This window comes from Flavobacterium sp. FG19 (genome assembly GCF_057809475.1).
Window position 1 is genome coordinate 45,083 of sequence record NZ_JBMDKA010000017.1, and the last position, 23,068, is coordinate 68,150.

The following is a 23,068-nucleotide window of genomic DNA, read 5'->3' on the forward strand; positions in this document are numbered from 1 at the left end:
AAGCGTTTTTTTAAACACATAGAACATAGATTTTACTTTATCAAAAGAGATTATAAAAGAAACTAGTTTCTAACACATAGACACAAAACTATGTGTTTTATTACAAGTGAAACGCTCTTTTTAAGTATCTAAAATCCTATGTTTCTATGTGTTTAAAAACTGCGTTCAGCAAATCAATAAAATTATGTAAATGAAAAAGTTACACTATATAGCATTTCTATTAATCTTTTTTGGATATAATATAAATGCCCAGAATTCCGATGCCCAAATCGAAAAAAAGATCGATCTTCTTTTAAAGAAAATGACTCTAAAAGAAAAAATCGGTCAGATGAATCAGTTGTCTGCGGATGATATGGAAACCAATTTTAAGGTAATTCAGCAGGGTATGGCAGGTTCTGTTTTAAGTATTACCAATCCTGAAATTGCCAACAAGGCACAGAAAATTGCTGTCGAACAAACCAGATTAGGTATTCCTTTGATTTTTGGCCGAGATGTGATTCATGGCTTCAAAACGATTTTTCCAATTCCGTTAGGACAGGCAGCAAGTTTTAATCCCGACTTAGTAGAAAAAGCAGCTCGTATTGCGGCTGTTGAAGCTTCGGAAACGGGAATTCGCTGGACGTTTGCGCCAATGATCGATATTGCCCGAGATCCTCGCTGGGGAAGAATTGCCGAAAGCTGTGGCGAAGATCCGTATTTAACTTCAGTAATGGGAGTGGCAATGATTAAGGGATTTCAAGGAAAAGATTTATCTGATCCAAGTTCGATTGCGGCTTGCGCCAAACATTTTGCAGGATACGGTGCGGCAGAAGGCGGACGTGATTACAATACTACTGCGATTACCGAAAGGCAATTTCGAAATGTCTATTTGGTTCCGTTTGAAGAAGCGGTAAAAAAAGCAAATTTAGCAACCATCATGACCGCTTTTAATGCCAATGACGGAATCCCTTCTTCGGGAAATGAATTTTTATTGAAGCAGATTCTTCGCAAAGAATGGAATTTTAAAGGTTTTGTAGTTTCTGACTGGGCTTCGATTACCGAAATGGTTGATCATGGGTTTTGCACTGACAACAAAGAAGCAGCAGAAAAAGCGATCAATGCCGGAGTTGATATGGAAATGGTCAGCGGGACTTATGTGGCTTATATCGAAACTTTATTACAGGAAAAGAAAATTTCGATTGAAACCATTAATGAAGAAGTACGTAATATTTTAAGAGTAAAATTCAAGCTGGGACTTTTTGAAAATCCGTATGTAAAAGGAAATACTAAAGACGTTTTTTATAAAGAAGAACATTTGAAACTGGCAGAAAAACTAGCAGAAGAATCTATCGTATTATTAAAAAATGAACCTCAAATTTTACCTCTCAATAAACCGAAAACAATAGCTGTTTTTGGCCCGCTGGCCGATGCATCACACGAACAATTGGGAACCTGGGTTTTTGATGGAGAAAAAAATCATACGATAACGCCGCTGAAAGCTTTAAAGGAACAATACGGAAAAGACATTAATATTGTTTACGAACCTGTTTTAAAATATTCAAGAGATAAAGATTCTATCGATTTTGATAAAGCCAGAAAAATAGCTAAAGAAGCAGATGTTGTTTTATTATTTGTAGGCGAAGAATCGATACTTTCTGGTGAAGCGCACAGCCTTTCTAATTTGAATTTGCAGGGAATTCAGTCCCAACTTTTATCGGCTTTAGCCAAAACAAAAACGCCTTTAGTAACTGTTATAATGGCAGGAAGACCATTAACGATTGAAAAAGAAGTAAATCTTTCGAATGCTGTTTTATACGCTTGGCATCCGGGAACTATGGGCGGTTCAGCTATTGCGAATATTTTGTTTGGAAAAGCAAATCCATCAGCAAAATTGCCTGTGACTTTCCCAAAAAATGTCGGACAAATTCCGATGTATTACAATCACTTAAATACAGGTCGTCCAGCAAATGGAAGTGAATTGAATTTGAATAATATTCCTGTTGAAGCTTCACAGACTTCACTCGGAAACAAATCTTATTATTTGGACAGCAGTAATAAACCGCTTTTTCCTTTTGGTTTTGGATTGTCTTACACAAGTTTTGAGTATGGAAAATTGAAGCTTTCTAAAACTGTTTTGAAGAAAGAGGAAATATTGGAGATTTCATTCATATTGAAAAATACAGGAAAATTCGAAGGAAATGAAATTGTTCAACTTTATGTTAGAGATATTTCGGCTTCGATTGCGCTTCCTGTAAAAGAACTTAAAAGTTTTCAACGAATTGATTTAAAACCTAACGAAGAAAGAGAAGTAAAATTCAAACTTCCGATAGCTGATTTAGCATTTTACGGAATCGATATGAAGAAAAAAGTAGAGTCAGGAAAATTTGATTTGTGGATAGGACCTAATAGCGAAAAAGGGGAAAAAGTGTCATTTGAAGTTCAATAAAAACATGAAAAATAAAATATACATTGTAATTGTACTGCTGTTTCAATTTTTTGCCAACGCTCAAAGTTTTATAAAAGTAGAAAACGGCAGATTGATAAAAGATGGAAAACCCTATCATTATGTAGGAACCAACTTTTGGTACGGAATGAATCTGGCCGTTTCCAACAAAGAGAGATTAATCCAAGAACTAGATCGATTAAACAAACTCGGAGTCAAAAATCTTAGAATTATGGCTGGTTCAGAAGGAAGTCTGGAAACGCCTTGGTCGGTTCAGCCAACTATGCAGAAAGAACCTGGAATTTATAATGAAGAACTCTGGAAAGGGCTTGATTTTTTATTGGCCGAAATGAAAAAAAGAGAAATGACGGCTGTAGTTTGTTTGAATAATTTCTGGCCTTGGTCGGGAGGTTTTGCGCAATATGTTTCATGGGCAAATCAAAACGAATCCATTCCGTATCCGCCACCTGCTGAAAATGGAGACTGGAGAACCTATCAGCAGTATTCAGCACGTTTTTACAGCAACAAAACGGCGAAGAAATGGTTTGAAAATCATATTGAAAAAGTGATAAATAGAGTAAATTCAATCCATAAAATTCCGTACAAAAAAGATACAACGATTATGGCATGGCAGTTGGCTAATGAACCGGAAGGAAGTAATAATGTGGAAGATTATAGAAAATGGATTCATGAAACAGCGAAATATATTAAGAAATTAGATTCTAATCATTTGGTTTCTATTGGTTCAGAAGGGAATACACCTTCTCCCGCAAACGGAACAAATTTTGAAATGGATCATCAAAGCCAATATATTGATTACTGCACTTTTCATCTTTGGGTGCAGAATTGGGGTTGGTATGATCCGCTTAAAGCGAAAGAAACGTATGATTTCGCTGTAGAAAAAGCCAACAATTATATTGATGAACATGTTAAAATTGCTCAAAAATTAAACAAGCCAATTGTGCTGGAAGAATTCGGAATTTCAAGAGATGATAATAGTTATGATGCAAATTCGTCTGTTACGGTTAGAGATAAATATTACGCTTTTATTTTTGATAAGATTTATAATTTAGGTCAAAAAATACCGCAAGTCGTTGGTATAAATTTTTGGGCTTGGGGAGGCGAGGGCAGACCTAAAAAGCCAATGAGTATTTGGAAACTGGGAGATGATTTAATTGGGGATCCTCCTCATGAATATCAGGGATGGTATTCGGTTTACGATACGGATGGAAGTACTCAGAAAGTTATTAGGGAATTTGCTTTTCAATACAATTCATTACAATAGTCTTATAACTTTTCCGATGAAAAATAAAGCGGTTTCTATCCAGAATATTGCTGACGAACTGAAGATTTCAATATCGACTGTTTCTTTTGTGCTGAACGGGAAAGCGAAGGAAAAGCATATATCGGCATCTCTGACGCAAAAGGTATTAGATTATGCACAATTGGTAAATTACAAACCCAATCGTATGGCACAAAGTCTTCGTACCGGAAAATCAAATATTCTGGTTTTTATGGTGGAGGATATTTCAGATCGTTTCTTTTCTAAACTGGCCCGCAATTTTGAAAATCTGGCTTATCAGGAAGGTTATAAAATAATTTTTTGCAGTAACGAAAATGCTGATGAGAAATCAAATGAACTGATCGATCTTTTTGGTAATTGGCAGGTGGATGGATTTATTATTGTGCCTTCAGCCGGTATCAGGAATACTATTGAAAATCTCATTAGTAAAAATGTTCCTGTAATCTTATTGGGAAGTTGTTTTGAGAATCTGCAGTGCTGCAGTATTTCTATTGATAATGTAAAGGCTTCTTTTGATGCTGTACTACATTTGATAAACAGCCAATTTAAAAATATCGGATTTGTTACTATTCTCTGCGATCAAAAAGAACTCAAAGATCGTTTATACGGTTACGAAAAAGCAATACTGTCAGCAGGACTGAAACTGTATATTTTGGAAATTCCGGACGATAAAATCCTGAAAGAGAAAGATAAGAAGAACATTCAGGACTTCTTTAGTTCCCATACTGACTTAGATGCTGTCTTTTTTCCCGATCTGGCTATTATGCGAACCATAATACAGTTTTGTAAGCAACGACCTGACTTTCAGATCCTGGTTTTTGATGATCATCATGCTTCTGAAAACTACACTGATTCAATTATCCGTATTCAACAGCCTTTAGAAAAAATGAGTTTTAAATTAATGGAATTGATGTTGCTGCTATTAAAAAAAGAAGATGTTTCCAAAGACATTCAAAAAATCATAATGAAAGCAGAATTTATTACTGGAGAATCATCTGTACGAAAAAAACGCCTGTAAACAAATAGTTTACAGGCGTTTTTGGACTTGACGAAATTACAATCGGACACCTCATTTCGATCTTAATTTTTGTAAATAAGAGTCATAAAGAAGTACTGATTTGTAGTGAATTGTTTTACAATTTAGCTCCTAATTATTTTTAATTTTTTCACGAAATTCAAGAGGAGCCATGTGCGTTCTTTTTTTAAAAAACGTGCTGAAGGATTGTGGATGTTCAAAACCAAGATCATAAGCAATTTCACTTACGGACAAAGTAGTTGCTGATAATTTCTCTTTGGCTTTATTGGTAATCTTTTCGTAAATATGCTCTTTTGTATTTCGGCCGGTATGTATTTTCAGGAAATCGCTGAGATAATTGGGGGAAAGATGCAGGGCTTCGGCAATTAAACTGACGCTTAGAAGACTTTTTTCTACCGTTTCGTTATTGTAATACTCATTGATGAATCTTTCAAATTTTGTAAGCAGAGCATGACTATTGTTTTTTCGGGTTAAAAATTGTCTTTCATAAAACCGGCTTGAATAATTTAGAAGTAAATCGATCTGCGATAAGATAATATCCTGAGTGTGGCGGTCAATGTGCTGACATTCTCTGTCAATTCGGTCCAGAATTTCGATGAGGTATTTTTCTTCCTGCTCAGATAAATGCAGGGCTTCATTTACGGCATAGGAGAAAAAACCAAAATCAAAGATTCTTTCTGCAAGCGGATGTTTTAAAAGAAAATCTTCATGAAATATCAACAAATAGCCGGCACCGCATTCCATATTGTGAAAATCAAGATACTGTACCTGATTCGGTGCAGTAAAACTAAGTACGCCTTTGTCATAATCATAATGGCCCTGACCATATCTGATTTTTCCTTTCGCCTCTCTTTTTAAAGCGACACAATAAAATTTATTGACAAAACCTTTCCAAATTTCATCTTCCAGAAAAATGCTTTCAGCTAAATTAATCACACTCACCATTGGATGTTTAGGTTCCGGAAGAGAAAGCAAGCGGTGAAAAGCAGATACAGATGCAATTGTGTTCATAACAGCGTCTTTTTAAGTTTAATCTAGTAACCCCATACTGAATTCATCATACGGAGCTCCGGTATCTGTGCCTAAAGGTACAATACTTTCGAGTTTTAAAAGTTCATCATGACTCAATTCTATGTTTGCGGATGCTATATTTTGTTCCAGATATTTTCTGCGTTTGGTTCCCGGAATTGGTACAATTCCCTTGCTGATGATCCATGCCAGAGCCAGCTGAGATGAGGTTACCTTTTTTTCTTCGGCCATTATTTCAATTGCTTTTACCAGATCAATATTTTTATGGAAATAATTTTCCTGAAAGCGCGGAATGGCCCTGCGGAAATCATTTTCAGGAAGATCATCAATGGAACGGATTTGTCCGGATAAAAAACCTCGTCCCAGTGGAGAATAGGCCACAAAACCGATTCCCAATTCTTCAAGTGTTTTTAATATCCCTCTTTCTTCGGCAGTTCTTTCAAAGAGAGAATATTCACTTTGAACAGCTGTAATGGGATGAACAAGGTGCGCTTTTTTAATAGTTTCAGAAGATACTTCCGAAAGTCCTATATATTTGACTTTACCTTCCTTTACAAGATCGCTCATAGCCTCAACCGTTTCTTCTATCGGAGTATTTTTGTCCAGGCGGTGCATATAATAAAGATCAATGTAATCGGTGTTCAGATTTTTTAGCGAACGTTCTACCGCTTTTTTAATGTATTTTTTGCTTCCATTGATAGCCCACGTAACTTTTCCGCTGTCATCGATTTCCCAGCCAAATTTTGTAGCCAGAATATATTTATCACGTTCTTTACCAATAGCTTTTGCTATAAGCTGTTCATTTTTTAAAGGTCCGTACAAATCTGCGGTGTCCAGAAAATTACCACCAAGTTCAAGCGAGCGGTGGATTGTAAGGATTGCTTCTTTCTCATCTGCAGGACCATACATATTTCCTTCTTCAAAACCCGTCATCCCCATACATCCTAAACCTATAGAAGGAATAATTAATCCCTGATTTCCTAATTTAATCTGTTTCATCTTTTATAATTTTTGTTGCATACAAATTTCGAAAGAAAGGAGGCAGGGAGAGGTTTGCAGATTACGGTAAGTTGTATGCAAATTACCGTTGATTAAAAAAGGACATCGTGTATTTGAATAATCACTAATTGTGTTTTTATGTAATCTTCCCTATTTAGTTTTAAATAAAAAAGATACATAATATAGTTTATAGGATCTTTGTGGCTTGATGGGATTACAATTAATCTTTATATTTGATCATCAAATTAATAAAATGAGCGAAAAAATGAAACCCTATGCCTTAATAACTGGCGCCAGCAAAGGAATTGGAAAATCTATTGCTTATGAATTGGCTAAACAAGGTTATCCGCTATTGCTTGCTGCAAGAAGTGAGGAGGAGTTAAAAGCATTATCTGATGATCTTCAGATCAAATACGGAATCAAGGCTCATATTTTATCAATTGATCTTTCGGCAGATGGTGCATCACATAAAGTAACCGATTGGGTAAAGATCAATAACTATCCGATTGGTGTTTTAGTTAACAATGCCGGTTATGGTGTATGGGGCGATTTTAGTAAGTCTTCTCTAGCCGATCAGCTTGGTATGATGCAGCTTAACATGAATGTAGTTGTAGAACTTTGCCATTTATTAGTACCTGTACTTTCACAGGAAAAACAAGCTTACATTTTAAACATATCAAGTACTGCTGCATACCAGGCCGTGCCTACGCTGGCTGTTTATTCTGCTACAAAAGCTTTTGTTTTATCGTTTACCCGTGCCCTGCGTTTCGAACTCGCCCAAACTTCAATTTCAGTAACTTGTTTTAGCCCGGGTCCGGTGGATACTGGTTTTGCTGCAAGAGCGGGTTTAAGTGCTTTAAACAAAATGGCTGAAAAATTTAATATGCAGCCAGATGAAGTGGCAAAAATGGCCGTAAAAGCCATGTTTAGCAAAAAATCAGAAGTTATTCCGGGATTTACAAATATTATTTCAGTCTACGCTAATCGTATACTGCCAAAGGCTTTTATCGAAAAAACGGCTGCCGGGATTTACAAAATTTAATTTTTTTTTACAAAAAACAGAAAATATTTTTTGTAAAAGAGAAAATATATATTATGTTTGTATTAAATTCTACTAATTCTATAGAGTATGTCAGATAAAAGAAAAAATAGGTTTGATTTTCCTAAAGGCCGAATGCACAAAAACATGCTAATGTATTGTTGTTGCTGTTGTTGCAGTCTTTTAGATAAAATTACAAACACTATTCTTTCATTTATTAAATCTATATTATCATGGGATCATCTTATAAAACCTTTACCCTTACTGAGCAATTAACTAATGAGCAAATAAACTTTTTTAATGAACATGGTTTTATCCATTTCAAAAAATTTATAAATCCGGAAACCGTTTCATCAATCATTGACGCCTCCAAACAAGTGGAGCAAAAATGGATTGAGGATGATCTTAAAAAAGTAAATGGTGTTCCAATTAAATTTGGAAAAGATTTAGATGGCTCTGCTATTGTACAACGTTTTGCTTTTATCAATCAACATCATCAAGCTTTAAGCGGTCTTCTGCTTGATCCAAGATTTAATGGGTTATTACCATTGGCAGGCGAGGGTGCAAGATTAGGTACTGAAGAAAAAGACGGAATGGTTTTCAATCATTATATCAATGGGCCGGAAAGCAAGTTTACTAAAATGGGCTGGCATACAGATGGCCTGAGAGATATTTTTTATGGTGCAAAATTAAACCCAATGCTGAATGTGGGGATTCACCTAAGTACTTTAAAACCCGAAAACGGCGGACTTAAAATCATTCCGGGTACTCACAAACAGAGTATTTATCAAATGCTTTTCCGTAAAAAATACTTTTTAGATCATCAGGCCGATCCGGAGGAAGTTTCCATCAATCCGGAAGCCGGAGATTTGACCATTCACGATGGACGTTTATGGCACAGAGTGGCAGAATCCTCTATTCGCGGTGAAGAAAGCAGAAGAAGGGTTATTTATATTCCCATTATAGCAGGAAAATACGCTCCTAAAAATGAGAACAGTCCAACGGTTTTCTATCAGCGTTTTGCGGGCATTGTTAAATAATTATGCTGTTTATTATTGCATTTAGTTATCTGGTTAGATCAGGTAAGCTAAAAAGTACCACAGATTTTTTAAAAAATGCCCAAAGAAGAGTAAAGTTAAAAATTACAAAACTAGAATTGGCTATACTATCCGGCTTACAAATATTACGCTATTAATGGGAAAAGAAACAGAGGTTGAAGATAATGGAGCAATTGTACAAAGAACATTCTCTGACCGTAAGCGAACTAATTTTTTAAAAAGGGCAGAACAATTAACGATTGTGTTTTTGCTGCCAAAAGTGCCTCAATTCATTTCGCCAAACCTGCTTACTTTAATAGGTGCACTGGGTTCCGGATTCGTTTTTTTAGCTTTTGTTTTAGGTGCTTATGTAGCAAATTGGTATTTGCTTTTCGGTATTATTGGTTTGATTATAAATTGGTTAGGCGATTCTTTGGATGGAAGGTTAGCTTACTACAGAAATATTCCGCGCCGCTGGTATGGTTTTGCACTCGATATTATTGCCGACTGGATCGGTATTGTATTTATAAGCTTTGGCTGCTACATTTATGCTGAAAATGACACACAAATAGTAGCCTTTGCTTTTGTTGCCTTGTATGGATGGTCTATTATCATCAGTCAGTTACGGTACAAAATTACAAATGAATACAGTATAGATTCAGGATTTGTCGGTCCGACGGAACTTCGATTTATTATTGCTCTAATTTTAATCATAGAAGTTTTATTTCAGGGATCAATTGCATATTTGGCTGGTTTAGTCACTATTGTATTGTTTATTATCAATGTTATAGACAGCTTAAAACTTTTAAAACTGGGGGATATAAAAGATAAAAACCAAGACTGACATGTTCAGGAAAGAAGCCATTTTTACTTTTCTGCAGGCACAAGTGGCGGCATTTATAGGCGGCATTACCGATTATGGTTTAATGATTTTATTGACAGAAGTATGTAAGCTGCATTTTACTTCTTCTATTCTAATCTCCGGAACCATTGGTGCCATTATCAACTTCAGCATCAATAGATTTTGGGTATTTAAAAAGCAGTGTGGTTACAGCAGTCGTATCAATAATCAGCTTTTTAAATTTGCATTGGTTGTATTGGGAAGCATTTCTTTAAAATCATTTGGCACACTCGTCTTTCAGCAAGTATTTCAAATCGATTACAGAATAGGAAGATTAATCACGGATAGTTTTGTTTCTTATGGATTTAATTATCCGCTCATTAAATATTGGGTTTTTAAGGTAAAAGAAAAACAGAACGTAATCGAATCAAATTAATCCCTTGGGTGTAAATCAAAAAAAGTAATTCAACACATAGTCCCGATCCCGAACATTCGGGACGGGATAGATTTTTATATAAAAGAAGAAATTAAAAAGAAACTAGTTTCTTACACATAGCTATGTTTGTTTTAAACTAAGTGAAACGCCTTTTTTAAGCGTCTCGTATCTATGTTTCTATGTGTTAAAAATAATGCACCCAAAACTTCATATAAATATTTCGTTTATGAATAAATTATCATTTAAATATTTTATAAAACCACTAATCGTTATAACGATTTTAGTAAATATAATTTCCGGAAATCTATCGGCACAATCCCAAAATCCATCGCCGTTACATTTCCCAACGCCTAAAAATATAGATAATATGCTGTTTTACATTCAGCGTGACCCAAATGTAAACACGGCTGTTTATGCTATAAACTATGAGGAAAATGGAAAAATAGACAAAAGTAATCCTATAAAAGCGTATTGGATTCGATATGCTGAAAAGGGAGAAAAAAAAGATTTTAACTACATACAACGCAAATTTGCATACGGAATAGAAACTAAAATCATAAATAATGACGAATTTGAGTTTCAGTTTGTATCGTATAAAAAGCTCCCCTTAACCTTAAAAAAGATAGATTCAGATCAAAAATATCGTGTTTTTGTCAATGTAAATGAGAAAAAAATACAGCTGGAAAAAATATTTGTGCGCATCGAAGGAGGTTCTTTCTGGCTGCCAAATGTAAAGTACGCCGAAGTTACCGGAATTGATGTTTCCTCAAATAAAACAATTACGGAGAGGATGTTGTTGAAATAAAGCAGTTAAATTCTTAGAAGTATAAAGAAAGCCTGTAAACAAGTAGTTTACAGGCTTTCTTGTGGAGTTGGTGAGATTTCAATTGAAAAGCTAATTCCTATTTTAATGTTTATTGATAGACTTGGAAAAGAGCTATGAGGCTTTATATTTAAAGAGTTTTTAGCTTTTGATGCTTAAGAGATTTTTAGTGTTTTTTTCTATTTTGGATGTTTTTTTTCGAAAAAAGAAATTTTTTTAAAAGTAGAAACATTCTAAGTGAATGTTTCAAGGTGTTCGACAGTTGAACACCTTGAAAGGTGATAATTTTTAGGCTTGGAATAAATATAAACTCTATCGACTCCTGCTTCTTTGCATCCATTAATAAAGAAATAAATCATAAGATCTGTATGACTTTATTCCTTTCAGCACAGCATACAGTCTCTCGTAATAATTACTGAAGTTTAATTAATCTTTTCTTTTAAACGAAGTCTGTGTTGTCAAACTTGTAAGTTCTTTTTTTTAGCATACATTTAGATACTAAGAATTCTCTTTAAGGTATCTTGCATTGCTATTCTAAAAGCATCATCTTGAGTTACTTTCTTATATAAATCAAGCTCCATCTTGCGCTGTTGCGCCATTACATCGTCAAATATTTTTTTGAAAGCAATTTCTCTATTTTGAGTATCTGTGTTTTCGGAGTATTTTTCGATAAAGTCTGGATGTGCCTGAATATTTTTAGCTAAACTTACAAATTTGACTCTTTGCTCTTCTGGTGTTGCTTCCCATCCTTGAAACCATTTTTCATTGAAACTATTTATAATTAAATCCAATGGGTTTTCTTCCTTATCACCTCCGTGAGCACCTCTTGGATTCGGATTCTGTGGTTCAAGTTCAGTTTCAGAATCATCCAGACTTATTGTTGTGTTTAATTTTACACGTTCTAAACCGTAAGTTGATAAATCAACTGAATTTAAAAGTTCATCTAAAGCATCTATGCTTGTATCAATAATAATCAATTTTGGAATCAAGAATTTTAAAAACCAAAATAGCTTCTCCCAATTCACAACTTCATAAGGTAAAATAGAAGCCATCTGACCATATATCTTGACAAATTGTTTTGCTTTAATTTTAAAATCAGCCTTTTCACTTTCTTCTAATTCTAACTGAGAATTAAATCTATCAGCCACTAAGTCAATTATAGGGCTTAGTAGTTGAGCATCTACCTTTTTGAAATATTTATCTACAAAATCTTCTACTTCGCTCCATTCATAAACTCCTACATTATCTAAAACGGCTTTTATTTCATGCAAAACATTTACATCAGTTGCTTTGTTGAGCGATGTTGCAGTATAGAAAGGATCAAAAGCTTCTTTCATGTCTTCTGAAGAATTAAAAAAATCAAGTACAAATAAATCTTCAGTTTTTTTACCTAATTTATTAGCAGAACGATTTAGACGTGAAAGCGCTTGAACAGCCAAAACTCCCTGCAACTTTTTATCTACGTACATTGCATTTAACTTAGGCTGGTCAAAGCCTGTTAAATATTTATTAGCGACAACTAAAATCTTATATTCGTCGCTATCAAATTTATCCTTTGTATCTTTTTCTGCAAAACCATTAATACTTTCCTCAGTGTATTCTATTCCGTAAATTGTTTTTTTGCCAGAAAAAGCGATAACAGCTTTAAAAGGTTCCCCTTTCTCTTTTAGTATTTTTTGAATGGCAAAAAAATATTTTATTGCTGATTCTATACTTTGCGTCACAACCATTGCCTTGGCTTTCCCTTTTAGCTTTTTAGTATTTACAATTCGATTTATAAAATGATCAACAATGATATCTGCTTTTATGGCAATAGTTTGCTTGTGTTGCTCAACAAATGCCTTTAGTTTTTTTTGAGCTTTATTAGTGTCAAACAAAGGATTATCTTCTATAGATTTCTCAATCTCATAGTAGCTTTTATAGGTGGTATAATTAGCTAAAACATCAAGAATAAAATTTTCTTCAATAGCTTGTTTCATTGAGTATAAATGAAATGGCTTGAATTTTCCATCTTCTTGTTGCTCTCCAAATTTTTCCAGAGTATTTGATTTAGGAGTAGCTGTAAAGGCTAAATAAGAAGCATTCTTGCTCATCTTGCGAGAACGCATGATTTCGATGATCTTATCTTGAGGGTCTTCACTTTCTTCTTCATTGTTGCTTCCCATAGCACGGTTCATATTGTCCGCAGCTGAACCACTTTGACTACTGTGAGCTTCGTCTATAATTACAGCAAAACGTTTATCACTTAAATCGGCAATTCCGTCAACAATAAAAGGAAATTTTTGTATAGTAGTTATAATAATTCGCTTTCCGCTTTCTAAGTTTTCTTTTAATTCTTTTGAAGAGTAGGCGGGAGCCACAATGTTTTTTACTTCTGAGAATTCTTTGATATTATCTCGCAATTGTTTGTCTAATAATCTTCTATCAGTTACTACAATTACGGAATCAAAAAGCGGATTTGTCGTTCCTCTACTTCCAGGAGTAGTTTCACTTTCAGGATATGTTTCTATTAGTTGATATGCCGCCCAAGTGATAGAATTAGATTTTCCAGAACCTGCGGAGTGTTGAATTAAATATGTTTGTCCGACACCTTTTTTACTAGCATCTGCTATTAATTTGCGAACTACATTCATTTGATGATAACGAGGGAAAAATAAATTCTTTTTATTAAGAGGATCATTTTCTTTACCATCAAAACGAACAAAATGCTGAATGATATTGGCTAAGCTTTCACGGGTTAAGACTTCATCCCATAAGTAAGATGTTTTATGACCAAAGGGATTTGGAGGATTCCCTTTTCCATAATTATGCCCTAAATTGAAAGGTAGGAAGAAAGTGTTTGCACCATCTAGTTTTGTGGTCATATATACTTCATCTGTATCAACAGCAAAATGAACAATACAACGACCAAAATTTAATAAAGGCTGTGTAATGTCTCTTTTGGTTTTGTATTGGTTTTGTCCGTGAACTTTGGCATTTTGCCCTGTCCAATGGTTTTTAAGTTCCATTGTTGCCAAAGGAATGCCATTTACAAACACTATCATATCAATTTCTTCCCTCTGATTGAGTAAAGAATATCTAATTTGTCGAGAAACGCTAAATTCATTATTTTCAAAATTAGCTTTAGCAGAGGCACTACTGCTGGCTAGAGGCAAGACATATAATAATGTAAAATGGGCATCATCTACTTCTAAACCTTTACGAAGTAAACGCAAAATGCCGTACTTTTTTACCAAACGATCAAAACGTTCCAGAATTTTGAGTTTCCAATCATTTTGTTTTTGCAGTTTAGCAAGTTCTTCTGGTTGTGTAGTTTCTAGAAAATGCCAAAAACGAACTTCATCAAGAGCATATTTTGTATTGAAATCTGAAGCATAGCCAATGTAATAGCCATTACCTGAACGATACAATTCTCTACGGTCTTGTATATCTCCTTCTTCCTTTAAATCTTCCAGACAAGAACCTGTGAGTTTTTTTTCTATTGCAGATTCTAATGCTTGTTCGTTGGTTTGGCTAGGCATGGTATTTTAATTTTTTGAAATTTCTAGATAAACTAAAAAATCATTTGTTACAACTTCATATTTACTGTTAGTAAAGAAATCTTTAATAGGAATGATGTTCTTTTTATCATTTACTAACCAAATTTCATAATCCTCTTTATTGTTAAATCCGAAATCAAATTCGGATTTAGTAAGATGAAAATAACTGTTGTCAAACGTTTTAACTTCAACATATTTTACAATGTTTTGATTATCAGTATATCTAATATCATAATGTAAACCTTCATTATCTTCACTTGCGAGATATACATCTTTATAATCAGAGCTATTTAAAAGGTAATTATAAACAAATTTTTCTGAAGTGTTTCCTATCTCCTTAAGTTTCTTTTCATCTTTAAATTGTGGTGTATAAACGCCTTTATTTTTACCTTTTACTTTATTGTTATTGTTTTTTGGTTTTAGCATTGCACTATCAATGATGATTGGATCTATTTTGACTGCTAATTCATTATTAGTTTTTTCCTTGTTTGCGTCCAAGATTTGTTTAGCCTTTAATTCATCTTTTTTAAGCTCATTTTTTAAAGTTTCAATGGCAGATTTAAAATAAATCAAACTTTTATATCTCTCACTCTGCGAAATTGCAAGCTTTTGAGTATCATTAAAATTCTTAAGATTCTGATTTTTATAATTATCAATATTAATTTCCTCGCAAATTTTAATTTCACCATAAATTGAATTTATATATTCTTGAAATATGGTTTCTGGATTTAATGTAAACTTCAACTCATTTTCCACGGAATAATTAATTGCAAAATCTTCGAAATTTTCGAATTTATTAATTTCATTTAAAAATTTCGCTTGATTTTCGACCTCGTTATCACTAAGAAGTTTCCAAATAGTACTTTTAAGGATCTTTTTTTTAGATAATAGACAATTTTTTATAAAACTGAAGTGTATCTTTTCCATTGAAATTTTATAAAAGAATTTCTTAGAGAAATCCTCTAATTCTATACCCAACGATTCAAAAAGAGATTCTACTTTTCTTAATTGAACTTCTTCATTTATATTCTCATAATCTAAATCAGATAGATTAAAAACAATCCCGAAATTTTCATTAATCAAACTTTCTAATGATAAATCATCAATGTGTTCAAGATATTGAAAATCTTTAACTTCAAATAAGGCTTGCCAAAACGCATGTTTGTAGTCTGTAAGTCCCAATAATTCTCTTGCTTCTAGCAATGTATCATCGCCATAATCATTTTTTACATTTTGTAGAACATAATCGAAATCATCTCTAATAATATGTTTGAATTCATTTTTTTCACCACTTATATCAAAAGATAATGATAAAATATCTGAAAAACTTTCGATAAAACTGAAGTTCTTACGGAGATTATTTATTGAATCAAAATCTTTAATCTTTATGAAATATGTATCATCATCATGGTGTAAAAATTCATAATCTGCTACGTTATATACATTCTCTTGAACTTTGTATTTTATTTCAGAACATAAAATGATTTTAATTTTATTACAAATTGAAGCTTGTGTTTTTCTTTGTTTATTATCTTCTATTACATTGATTCTATGTGTTAGAATTATAGGCTTTAATTTATCTAAATAGTTATTGAAATTATTTGAGATTTCCTCTAATGGGCTATGAGATAAAATTTCAACGTGTACGATTTTTAAATCATTAATGCCGAAAAATTTAATAGCTTCGACACCGCCAGCTCTAACAGGAAAGTTAAATATTGGATAATTTTGTTTTAGGCGTTTAGGCAGTTTTATTTTATCATTAAAATACACTTCTTTTTGAGGATACAACTTCAAACCAGAACCATTATCTGCAAATAAATTTAATGGTTTTCTTAAAATTTTGTTATTAGCTTTATAATGATTTAAAGCTTTTTTATAAAATGATTGCGACTTTTTGCCGTCAGGAAATTGAACTGCAATTTTGTTGATAATATCAGCAACTTTAGATGTTGAAATATAATTGAAATCATCTTTTGCTCCCAATAAAACCAATATTTCATTAATATTGGTTTTGGTTAATCCATTCTCTGTAAATTCTTTATCTCTATGATTGATATTGATGTCATTAACCCAATAGTAACGTTCATCAATCAATAAATTTTTAAAGTCAACATTATACTTTGTGTTAATAATGAATTTAATATAGGAGGGCTTATCATTAACTGGATAAGAGCTGTAGTAGAAATTTTTTACAACATCCTCGTTTAATATATCACTAACTTGTTTTTTTAATTCCTCATCATAATGAATCCAAAGTATCAATTTGTTTAACTTTATTTTGTTCAAAATAACTTCTAGATTTTCAATGGTTTTGAAATTAATATTTCCGCCTGTTGAATCGTTAATATTTTTACTTTTCAGAACAAAGTTGAAATACCCATCTAAGTTTCTGGTATTATCTTTATTATACTTCACGAACTTGTTGACACCTAACCATAAGAAGAAATTTTCTACTTCTTGAATATCGTCAAATTCATCTATTCCATTTTCTTTTGGTGAACCTAAATAATTGTTCCTATCAAAAACATTTTCAAAAATCAAAGTTGTTTTTACACCGGTTGGGTAATCATTTGAAAGCGATAACTCCTCCGCAACTTTTATCTTTTTACTTTTTGCAATTGTATGCACTTTTGCCTGAATAGGTAATTTCTTTGAATCATCATCTGTCTTTTTGTAATTGAAATATAAACAATTGTTCATCTCTCTTACGAACTCTGGGGCTTTATTAGGAACTTCTTTTATTACATTATTAGTTTCACTAATTATTTTTAAAGCAAGCGTAGTTGGCTCGTAACTATGAATGTTACAATATCCTTTTAATTGGTCATAAAAAAACCTGCTTTTGTTAGAATTTTCTTTAGAATTATAATTAAGTAACCCTATCAATAAGTTATATAAATTTTTGTTGACAAACTGAATCTTGGTGAATTCTGGAATTTTTAATTCGTTATTTTGTGTAATTGGCGTGTAAATATATTCATCACTTTGAATGACTTGACCACTTTCATTAACCAATAAATTTATTTTCTTTTCTATATTGTTTTTTAAGAATTGACATTCTTTTACAATTTGGCTTACGAATAATGCTCTTTCATAACTACTTAAATTTAAATCACTTATTGTGTTGATAATGTCCGCAACATTATCAAAGACATTTAATGATTTATCAATTTCTTTTTCTATTCCGAAATCTGAAAGTTTATTGTCTCCTAAAGGTAATAAATGAACCGAAATTATATTATTAGCTTTTATCCGGTTAAGCATGTTTGCAAAATCATCACTAATGTAAATTACTTCATCAAGCTTTTTATAGGTGTTATTTAAACAAGGAAAAACATCTACTGTTCGGATGGCTTTTTCAACTAAATCATAATATCCTAAATTATCTAATGTATCTGCTTTGTGCTTGTGATTTAGTATTTCTAATGGTTTATAACTTACTGTATCTTTTGTATAATATTTAGCGACATCGATTGTAAAATCTACAATTTTGTCAAGAATGAATTTGTTTTTTCGTGAATTGTTTACCTGATTTCTTGTTGCATCCAAATCGAATGTTGCATGTAGTACATATGGTTGGTTGAGCTTTATATTTGTTGGGAAAAATGAATATAAATAAGACGATGTTTGTTTTAAATTTTCTTCAATTGCAATTTTTATTTGATAAAATTCCTGTTCATCTTTATTAGATTCGGATAGTTCAACGGGGACTTCTTTTTCTTCTTCAAAAATGAACCAAGTATTGTCTCTGAATGTTATTTTTTCTTTTGGTGTAAAATCAGTGCTTGTTTGATTTATAGTTTCTCTCTTGCAATTGATATTGGCTTTATCTTCAAAACCTTCAAATATAATTTCTTCTATATTTCGTAAAAATAAAAATGTTTCTGGAGTAATATTATCGATTTGTTTTTGGATGTTTTCAAACTCTGATTCTTTGTAATGAATCATAATTGTTGTTACATATCCATTTTCAATTGCTTCACCAAAAACAGGCATACTTAAAAAAGGCATTGGAATAATGTCTTTTTTGAAATTTCGAGTTTTAATAAAATGCTTTTGTTCTTCTTGATTGAAAAGTTCGTCAAAGACACCTTTTCTATTTTCCTCTGTATAGGTTAGTGAAATTGAGTTGCTGTGAATTTCTATTGCATTGCTCCAATTTATGATAGATCTAAAACCTAAACCTTTATTACCTATGTATTTTTTAGAAACTTTTGAAGAATAATCTGACGTAAATAAAGATTCATATCCTTCTTTAGAAAAAGGAGTTCCGTTGTTACTTATGCTAATTATTTTTTTGGAAGTGTCTAATTTTATGAATACTTCTTTTGAACCTTCATCATCGCAATTTTGCAACAATTCTAATAGCTGCCTACCATTGTAGCCCGAAATTGTTTTTAACTCTCTGTCATAAGAAGCAATCATCTCTTTAGAATGATTTTTAAAAAGTTCTTTTTTTTCAGTTATTAAGTGTTTTACAAATTCTTCCATACTAACAAACTTTTACCTTACCAGTTACAACTGCATCTATCAAACTCGTCTTATACTCCTTCAATTTCTCAATTTCTTGTTCTTTTAAGGAAATGGCAGTGTTGATTTTTTTGCTCATTTTTTCGATAAATTTTACAATTTCTTTTTGTTCTGAAAGTGATGGTAAACTTATATGATAATTCCCTAAAGACTCTTGAGATATACCTGAAAATGTTGCCCCTGTACCGTTGATTTTTACATAGTCTTGAAATTTTTGACACATCATATGGTAGAACATAAACTTTGGAAAATAAATTGGTTTTTCACCTTTCTGTATTGGTCTAAATAGTAACAAATGACTATTTAAACAAGCTAAACCTGGTAAACTTTCTACAAATGCTAATTTGCCCATATTTGCACCATCCTTCATTAAAAGGATGTCTCCAATCTTTAATTGAATGTTTTCATCCATTAAATAGCGTTTTATTGAAACTCTGGGACATTTAGACCAATCTATAATATGATTATTATAGTGCGCACTACTCAAGACATAAGGTCCTTCATCAGTGTATTCATTAACTTTTAATCCTTGCCAACCTTGTCGAGCTTTCATTGATGAAATAAATTTCATTTTAGAAACAATCTCCCAATGTTCTGGAATTTCTCCAATCCATTCAATGTTACTATTTTTTAATTTTACATTTGGATTTACACCTTTAATAACTGCTTTATTAATTAAAGAATGTTTATGTTCTTTTAGAAGTTCTATTTGTTTTTGTTTGATAGTAATTGCTTGATCTATTTTAGCTGTTTTGTTGTTAAGGAAATTAGCTATTATTATTTGTTCGTCGATTGGAGGAACAAATGTTTTGAAAGAAAAGAACTTGTCTTTTGAAATAGTATTTCTTAAACCAGTATACAATGATTTCATTCTTTTTCCTTCATCTAAATTTAAATAGAAATAGTATAAAAAAACTTTATCAAATTGTTTGTTGACTTGCATAACCGTGTAGGCACCGGTTATCATTCCCTCAAAATTTGAAAGTCCCACTGTTCTGGGAGTCTCGTCGACATCAAATAAACAGAAAATAAAATCTCCTTTTTTAACTTCTTGATAGGTATCAAATTCGGCAGGAAATTTTCCTTGTGGATTTTCCATGTCACGTTTGATGACACCATTTAAAGTCAATGAAAGTAAATCATATTCGGATGATTTTTTTCCAACTAAATTCTTTTTTAATTTAAAAATATACTTATTGGATAAAGCTTCCCAATGCTCAGGAATCTCAACTAACCACTCCACACCGCTATTTTTATACTTGTCGTATTTTCTCATATTTTACAAGCTTAAAATTTCGGCGATTAAACCATCGCTTAATTTTTCTAAATCAACTATGTCTTTGGTAACTTCTACAATATTTCGCAAAGGTTTGTGCTGGTAGAAATATTTGTTAAAACTTATTTCATAACCAATTTTTGTAGCATCCAAATTTATCCAAGATTCATCTATATGTGGTTTTACTTCTCGTAAAAAATAAGGATAAATAGCTTCTTTTAGCGGAATGTTTTCTGTGTCACGTAAGTCACTTTCGGTTTCATAAGTGATGTACTCACCTTTTTTAGCAGTTGTATAATAACCGTAATTTGGCAATTCACTTTCGGAACAATCCAAGTGTTCTAAAACCTTTTTTAGTTTGTCTCCAGTAAGCTTTACTATTCCTTTTACTACTTTTTCAGCATCAGCATCATACCAGCTGACCGCATTAAGTATTGCATTTTTCTCTGAAGCAGATAATTTTAATTTTTCAGATTTAATAACTTTATCTACTTGTGTGCGAAATGAATTGAAATCAGTGAATTCTTTTGTTCCTATTTTTTGGAGTAATAGCAAACCATTGTCCAATAAAGACTTTTGTTTTTCCCACAAAGTTTTAGTTGTTAAGGCTGTTTCTTGTTTACTGTTTAAATTAAGTTCCTTCTTTTCTGCCCAATGCAAAATCTCTTTTTTATGTTTGACAATATCAGTATAGACTTCTTCACCATAAGTTTCATAAGTGTAGATCATGACATCTTTTAACGACTTATCGTATCGCAGTTCTTCAATTTTTTCTTTAGTGAATTGTGCTTTTAAGCGTTTCGGTCTTTCAATGGTTACTTTATGATAACCAAAATCACTATTGTCGAATACTTTTGAGGCAATACTGTTTTCTGTTTTACGTTCAATAGCTTCTAAATTAGTATAGGTATTTACAATTTCTGTAATATGTTCTGGAGCAAATTCACAATTTTTATTTCCTAAATTCTTGCGTAGTTTTCGGTATAATTGTCCAGCATCAATAAGTTGTACTTTACCTTTTCTATCAGCAGTTTTGTTATTACTTAAAATCCAAATGTATGTTGTGATTCCAGTATTATAAAACAAGTTATTTGGCAATTGTACAATTGCTTCCAGCCAGTCATTTTCTATAATGTGACGACGGATATTGCTTTCGCCCCCGCCAGCATCTCCAGTAAATAAACTACTGCCGTTATGTACTGAGGCAATTCTTGTTCCGGTTTTACTGTGGGAAAGTGGCTTCATTTTACTAACCATTTCCATCAGAAATAACAATTGTCCATCTGAAGAACGTGGAATTGCATCAACAGATTCCTTAATTCCCCAATAATTTTTTAATTCTATTTTAAAACGAGAATCAATAACATCTTTTCCGTCCTTGATATATTTTTGTTCACTCGCCCAAGATTTCCCATAAGGAGGATTTGATAACATAAAATCGAAAGTAGTTCCTGCAAATTCATCCGTAGATAATGTCGAACCAACACGAATATTTTCAGGATTATTCCCCTTGATCATCATATCTGATTTACAGATTGCATAGGTTTCATCGTTGATTTCTTTTCCATATAGATAGACATCACCAGTCGCACGAATTTCGCCATCCTCATCTTTAATGAAATTTTGAGATTCAGTCAGCATTCCACCGCTCCCGCAAGCAGGATCATAAATAGTCATTACTGGAGGTAAATTATTCTTGATGGGATCAAAAATAATATGTGTCATTAGGTCAATTACTTCGCGAGGAGTAAAGTGTTCTCCCGCTTCTTCATTGTTTTCCTCATTGAACTTTCTTATTAGTTCTTCAAACACATACCCCATCCCTAAGTTTGATAGGGCAGGAAGTTTACGTCCATTACTGTCGTTTTTCTCAAAAGGAGTTAAATTAATGTCTGAAGATGTAAATTTTTCTAAAACATCAAGCAAAACATCTTTGTTTGCCATATGTTTAATTTGGCTTTTTAGTTTGAATTTTTCGATGATTTCCTTAACATTATTACTGAAGCCATTTAAATAGTCTTCGAAATTTGCTTGTAATAATTGCTGGCTATTGGTCGCAGTATCATGTAAACGTTGTAAAGTCCATTCACTAGTATTGTAAAATACATATCCAGAAGCAGCGCGCAACCCATTTTCATCCCATTCTGTAAAACCTGCTTCATCGCGTTGAAAGAATAATTCTTCCATAACAGCATCTTTAGTTGGTTCTAATAAGGCATCTAATCGGCGTAAAACAACCATAGGTAAAATTACATCACGATATTTACCTCGAACGTAAACATCTCGCAAACAATCGTCTGCTATTGACCAAATGAAGGAAACTAATTTATTGTGTACAGATTGATTCATTAATTATTTTGTTATTCTCGTAATTTATTTTAGAAGATGTAAATCTATAAATTTCAAGGTTGTTAACCTAAGTATGTTTGTATAGATTAGCCTTGTCTGTAGAAATAAGTTTTAGTTTTTACTCTAATTTACGGTTTATCGTATATCCGTTATTTTTTGTGCTCTTTAAGTTTTTTAATGAGTTTAATGACTTTTATAAAATATGATAAAAATGAAAAATTCGAAGAATCGAGTACACTATTATTAGCTGGTTATCTTTTAAATGTTTTATCAAAAATATTAATTAAGTCTTATCGATAATTAGGTAAAAGTACCTGTTTAAATATTTTTAGATAGAATGATAATTACGATTTAAATTATCTTTTCTTAATCCTCAATTTAAAATGGAATCTGAAATTTGATTAAG

Annotated in this window: 14 protein-coding genes; 8 read left to right on the forward strand and 6 right to left on the reverse strand. The window is 32.3% G+C overall.

The genetic code is table 11. The annotated features are described in order from the left end of the window. Positions 1-190: 190 nt before the first annotated feature. The 3 genes from bglX to ACODST_RS17030 are packed head-to-tail and all read left to right on the forward strand — an operon-like array spanning position 191 to position 4,743. Positions 191-2,425 carry a beta-glucosidase BglX gene (bglX, locus tag ACODST_RS17020; RefSeq protein WP_488933303.1) on the forward strand — a complete coding sequence of 745 codons (2,235 nt, stop codon included), beginning with the start codon at positions 191-193 and terminating at the stop codon, positions 2,423-2,425. Positions 2,426-2,429: 4 nt separating this feature from the next. Further along, entirely contained in the window at positions 2,430-3,707 is a 1,278-nt protein-coding gene (locus ACODST_RS17025; RefSeq protein ID WP_488933304.1) for a glycoside hydrolase 5 family protein, read from the forward strand. 16 nt (positions 3,708-3,723) lie between these two features. After that, positions 3,724-4,743 carry a LacI family DNA-binding transcriptional regulator gene (locus tag ACODST_RS17030; RefSeq protein ID WP_488933305.1) on the forward strand — a complete coding sequence of 340 codons (1,020 nt, stop codon included), beginning with the start codon at positions 3,724-3,726 and terminating at the stop codon, positions 4,741-4,743. Between the two features lie 129 nt (positions 4,744-4,872). Here ACODST_RS17030 and ACODST_RS17035 read toward each other — a convergent pair whose 3' ends face one another. Next, positions 4,873-5,772: a helix-turn-helix domain-containing protein gene (locus ACODST_RS17035; RefSeq protein ID WP_488933306.1), complete on the reverse strand. Its 900-nt coding sequence runs from the start codon at positions 5,770-5,772 to the stop codon at positions 4,873-4,875. Positions 5,773-5,790: 18 nt separating this feature from the next. Beyond that, positions 5,791-6,789: an aldo/keto reductase gene (locus ACODST_RS17040; protein ID WP_488933307.1), complete on the reverse strand. Its 999-nt coding sequence runs from the start codon at positions 6,787-6,789 to the stop codon at positions 5,791-5,793. A 253-nt stretch (positions 6,790-7,042) separates the two neighbouring features. Here ACODST_RS17040 and ACODST_RS17045 point away from each other — a divergent pair, with 253 nt between their 5' ends. From ACODST_RS17045 to ACODST_RS17065, 5 genes are all read left to right on the forward strand, one after another. Then, a complete protein-coding gene (locus ACODST_RS17045) occupies positions 7,043-7,831 on the forward strand; it encodes an SDR family NAD(P)-dependent oxidoreductase (RefSeq protein ID WP_488933308.1) in 789 nt (262 codons plus the stop codon). 230 nt (positions 7,832-8,061) lie between these two features. Further along, complete coding sequence (locus ACODST_RS17050; protein ID WP_488933309.1) at positions 8,062-8,868, forward strand: phytanoyl-CoA dioxygenase family protein; 807 nt, start codon at positions 8,062-8,064, stop codon at positions 8,866-8,868. 154 nt (positions 8,869-9,022) lie between these two features. Continuing rightward, complete coding sequence (locus ACODST_RS17055; protein WP_488933310.1) at positions 9,023-9,709, forward strand: CDP-alcohol phosphatidyltransferase family protein; 687 nt, start codon at positions 9,023-9,025, stop codon at positions 9,707-9,709. 1 nt (position 9,710) lies between these two features. After that, positions 9,711-10,142, forward strand: coding sequence for a GtrA family protein (locus tag ACODST_RS17060; RefSeq protein WP_488933311.1), 432 nt, complete (start codon positions 9,711-9,713; stop codon positions 10,140-10,142). Between the two features lie 226 nt (positions 10,143-10,368). Then, positions 10,369-10,947, forward strand: a complete 579-nt coding sequence (locus tag ACODST_RS17065) for a DUF4833 domain-containing protein (protein WP_488933312.1) — start codon at positions 10,369-10,371, stop codon at positions 10,945-10,947. Between the two features lie 509 nt (positions 10,948-11,456). Here the strand turns inward: ACODST_RS17065 and ACODST_RS17070 are convergent. The 4 genes from ACODST_RS17070 to ACODST_RS17085 are packed head-to-tail and all read right to left on the reverse strand — an operon-like array spanning position 11,457 to position 22,662. Next, complete coding sequence (locus tag ACODST_RS17070; RefSeq protein ID WP_488933313.1) at positions 11,457-14,486, reverse strand: type I restriction endonuclease subunit R; 3,030 nt, start codon at positions 14,484-14,486, stop codon at positions 11,457-11,459. Positions 14,487-14,492: 6 nt separating this feature from the next. Next, entirely contained in the window at positions 14,493-18,998 is a 4,506-nt protein-coding gene (locus ACODST_RS17075) for a sacsin N-terminal ATP-binding-like domain-containing protein (protein ID WP_488933314.1), read from the reverse strand. A 1-nt stretch (position 18,999) separates the two neighbouring features. Next, on the reverse strand, positions 19,000-20,313 hold the full coding sequence (locus ACODST_RS17080) for a restriction endonuclease subunit S (protein WP_488933315.1): 1,314 nt from the start codon (positions 20,311-20,313) through the stop codon (positions 19,000-19,002). Positions 20,314-20,316: 3 nt separating this feature from the next. After that, positions 20,317-22,662, reverse strand: coding sequence for a type I restriction-modification system subunit M (locus ACODST_RS17085; RefSeq protein ID WP_488933316.1), 2,346 nt, complete (start codon positions 22,660-22,662; stop codon positions 20,317-20,319). Between the last annotated feature and the right edge of the window lie 406 nt (positions 22,663-23,068).

Excerpts from the sequence above, each read along its gene's own strand:
- bglX (WP_488933303.1), top strand. The coding sequence starts at position 191 with ATGAAAAAGTTACACTATATAGCATTTCTATTAATCTTTTTTGGATAT.
- ACODST_RS17025 (WP_488933304.1), top strand. The coding sequence starts at position 2,430 with ATGAAAAATAAAATATACATTGTAATTGTACTGCTGTTTCAATTTTTT.
- ACODST_RS17030 (WP_488933305.1), top strand. The coding sequence starts at position 3,724 with ATGAAAAATAAAGCGGTTTCTATCCAGAATATTGCTGACGAACTGAAG.
- ACODST_RS17035 (WP_488933306.1), bottom strand. The coding sequence starts at position 5,772 with ATGAACACAATTGCATCTGTATCTGCTTTTCACCGCTTGCTTTCTCTT.
- ACODST_RS17040 (WP_488933307.1), bottom strand. The coding sequence starts at position 6,789 with ATGAAACAGATTAAATTAGGAAATCAGGGATTAATTATTCCTTCTATA.
- ACODST_RS17045 (WP_488933308.1), top strand. The coding sequence starts at position 7,043 with ATGAGCGAAAAAATGAAACCCTATGCCTTAATAACTGGCGCCAGCAAA.
- ACODST_RS17050 (WP_488933309.1), top strand. The coding sequence starts at position 8,062 with ATGGGATCATCTTATAAAACCTTTACCCTTACTGAGCAATTAACTAAT.
- ACODST_RS17055 (WP_488933310.1), top strand. The coding sequence starts at position 9,023 with ATGGGAAAAGAAACAGAGGTTGAAGATAATGGAGCAATTGTACAAAGA.
- ACODST_RS17060 (WP_488933311.1), top strand. The coding sequence starts at position 9,711 with ATGTTCAGGAAAGAAGCCATTTTTACTTTTCTGCAGGCACAAGTGGCG.
- ACODST_RS17065 (WP_488933312.1), top strand. The coding sequence starts at position 10,369 with ATGAATAAATTATCATTTAAATATTTTATAAAACCACTAATCGTTATA.
- ACODST_RS17070 (WP_488933313.1), bottom strand. The coding sequence starts at position 14,486 with ATGCCTAGCCAAACCAACGAACAAGCATTAGAATCTGCAATAGAAAAA.
- ACODST_RS17075 (WP_488933314.1), bottom strand. The coding sequence starts at position 18,998 with ATGGAAGAATTTGTAAAACACTTAATAACTGAAAAAAAAGAACTTTTT.
- ACODST_RS17080 (WP_488933315.1), bottom strand. The coding sequence starts at position 20,313 with ATGAGAAAATACGACAAGTATAAAAATAGCGGTGTGGAGTGGTTAGTT.
- ACODST_RS17085 (WP_488933316.1), bottom strand. The coding sequence starts at position 22,662 with ATGAATCAATCTGTACACAATAAATTAGTTTCCTTCATTTGGTCAATA.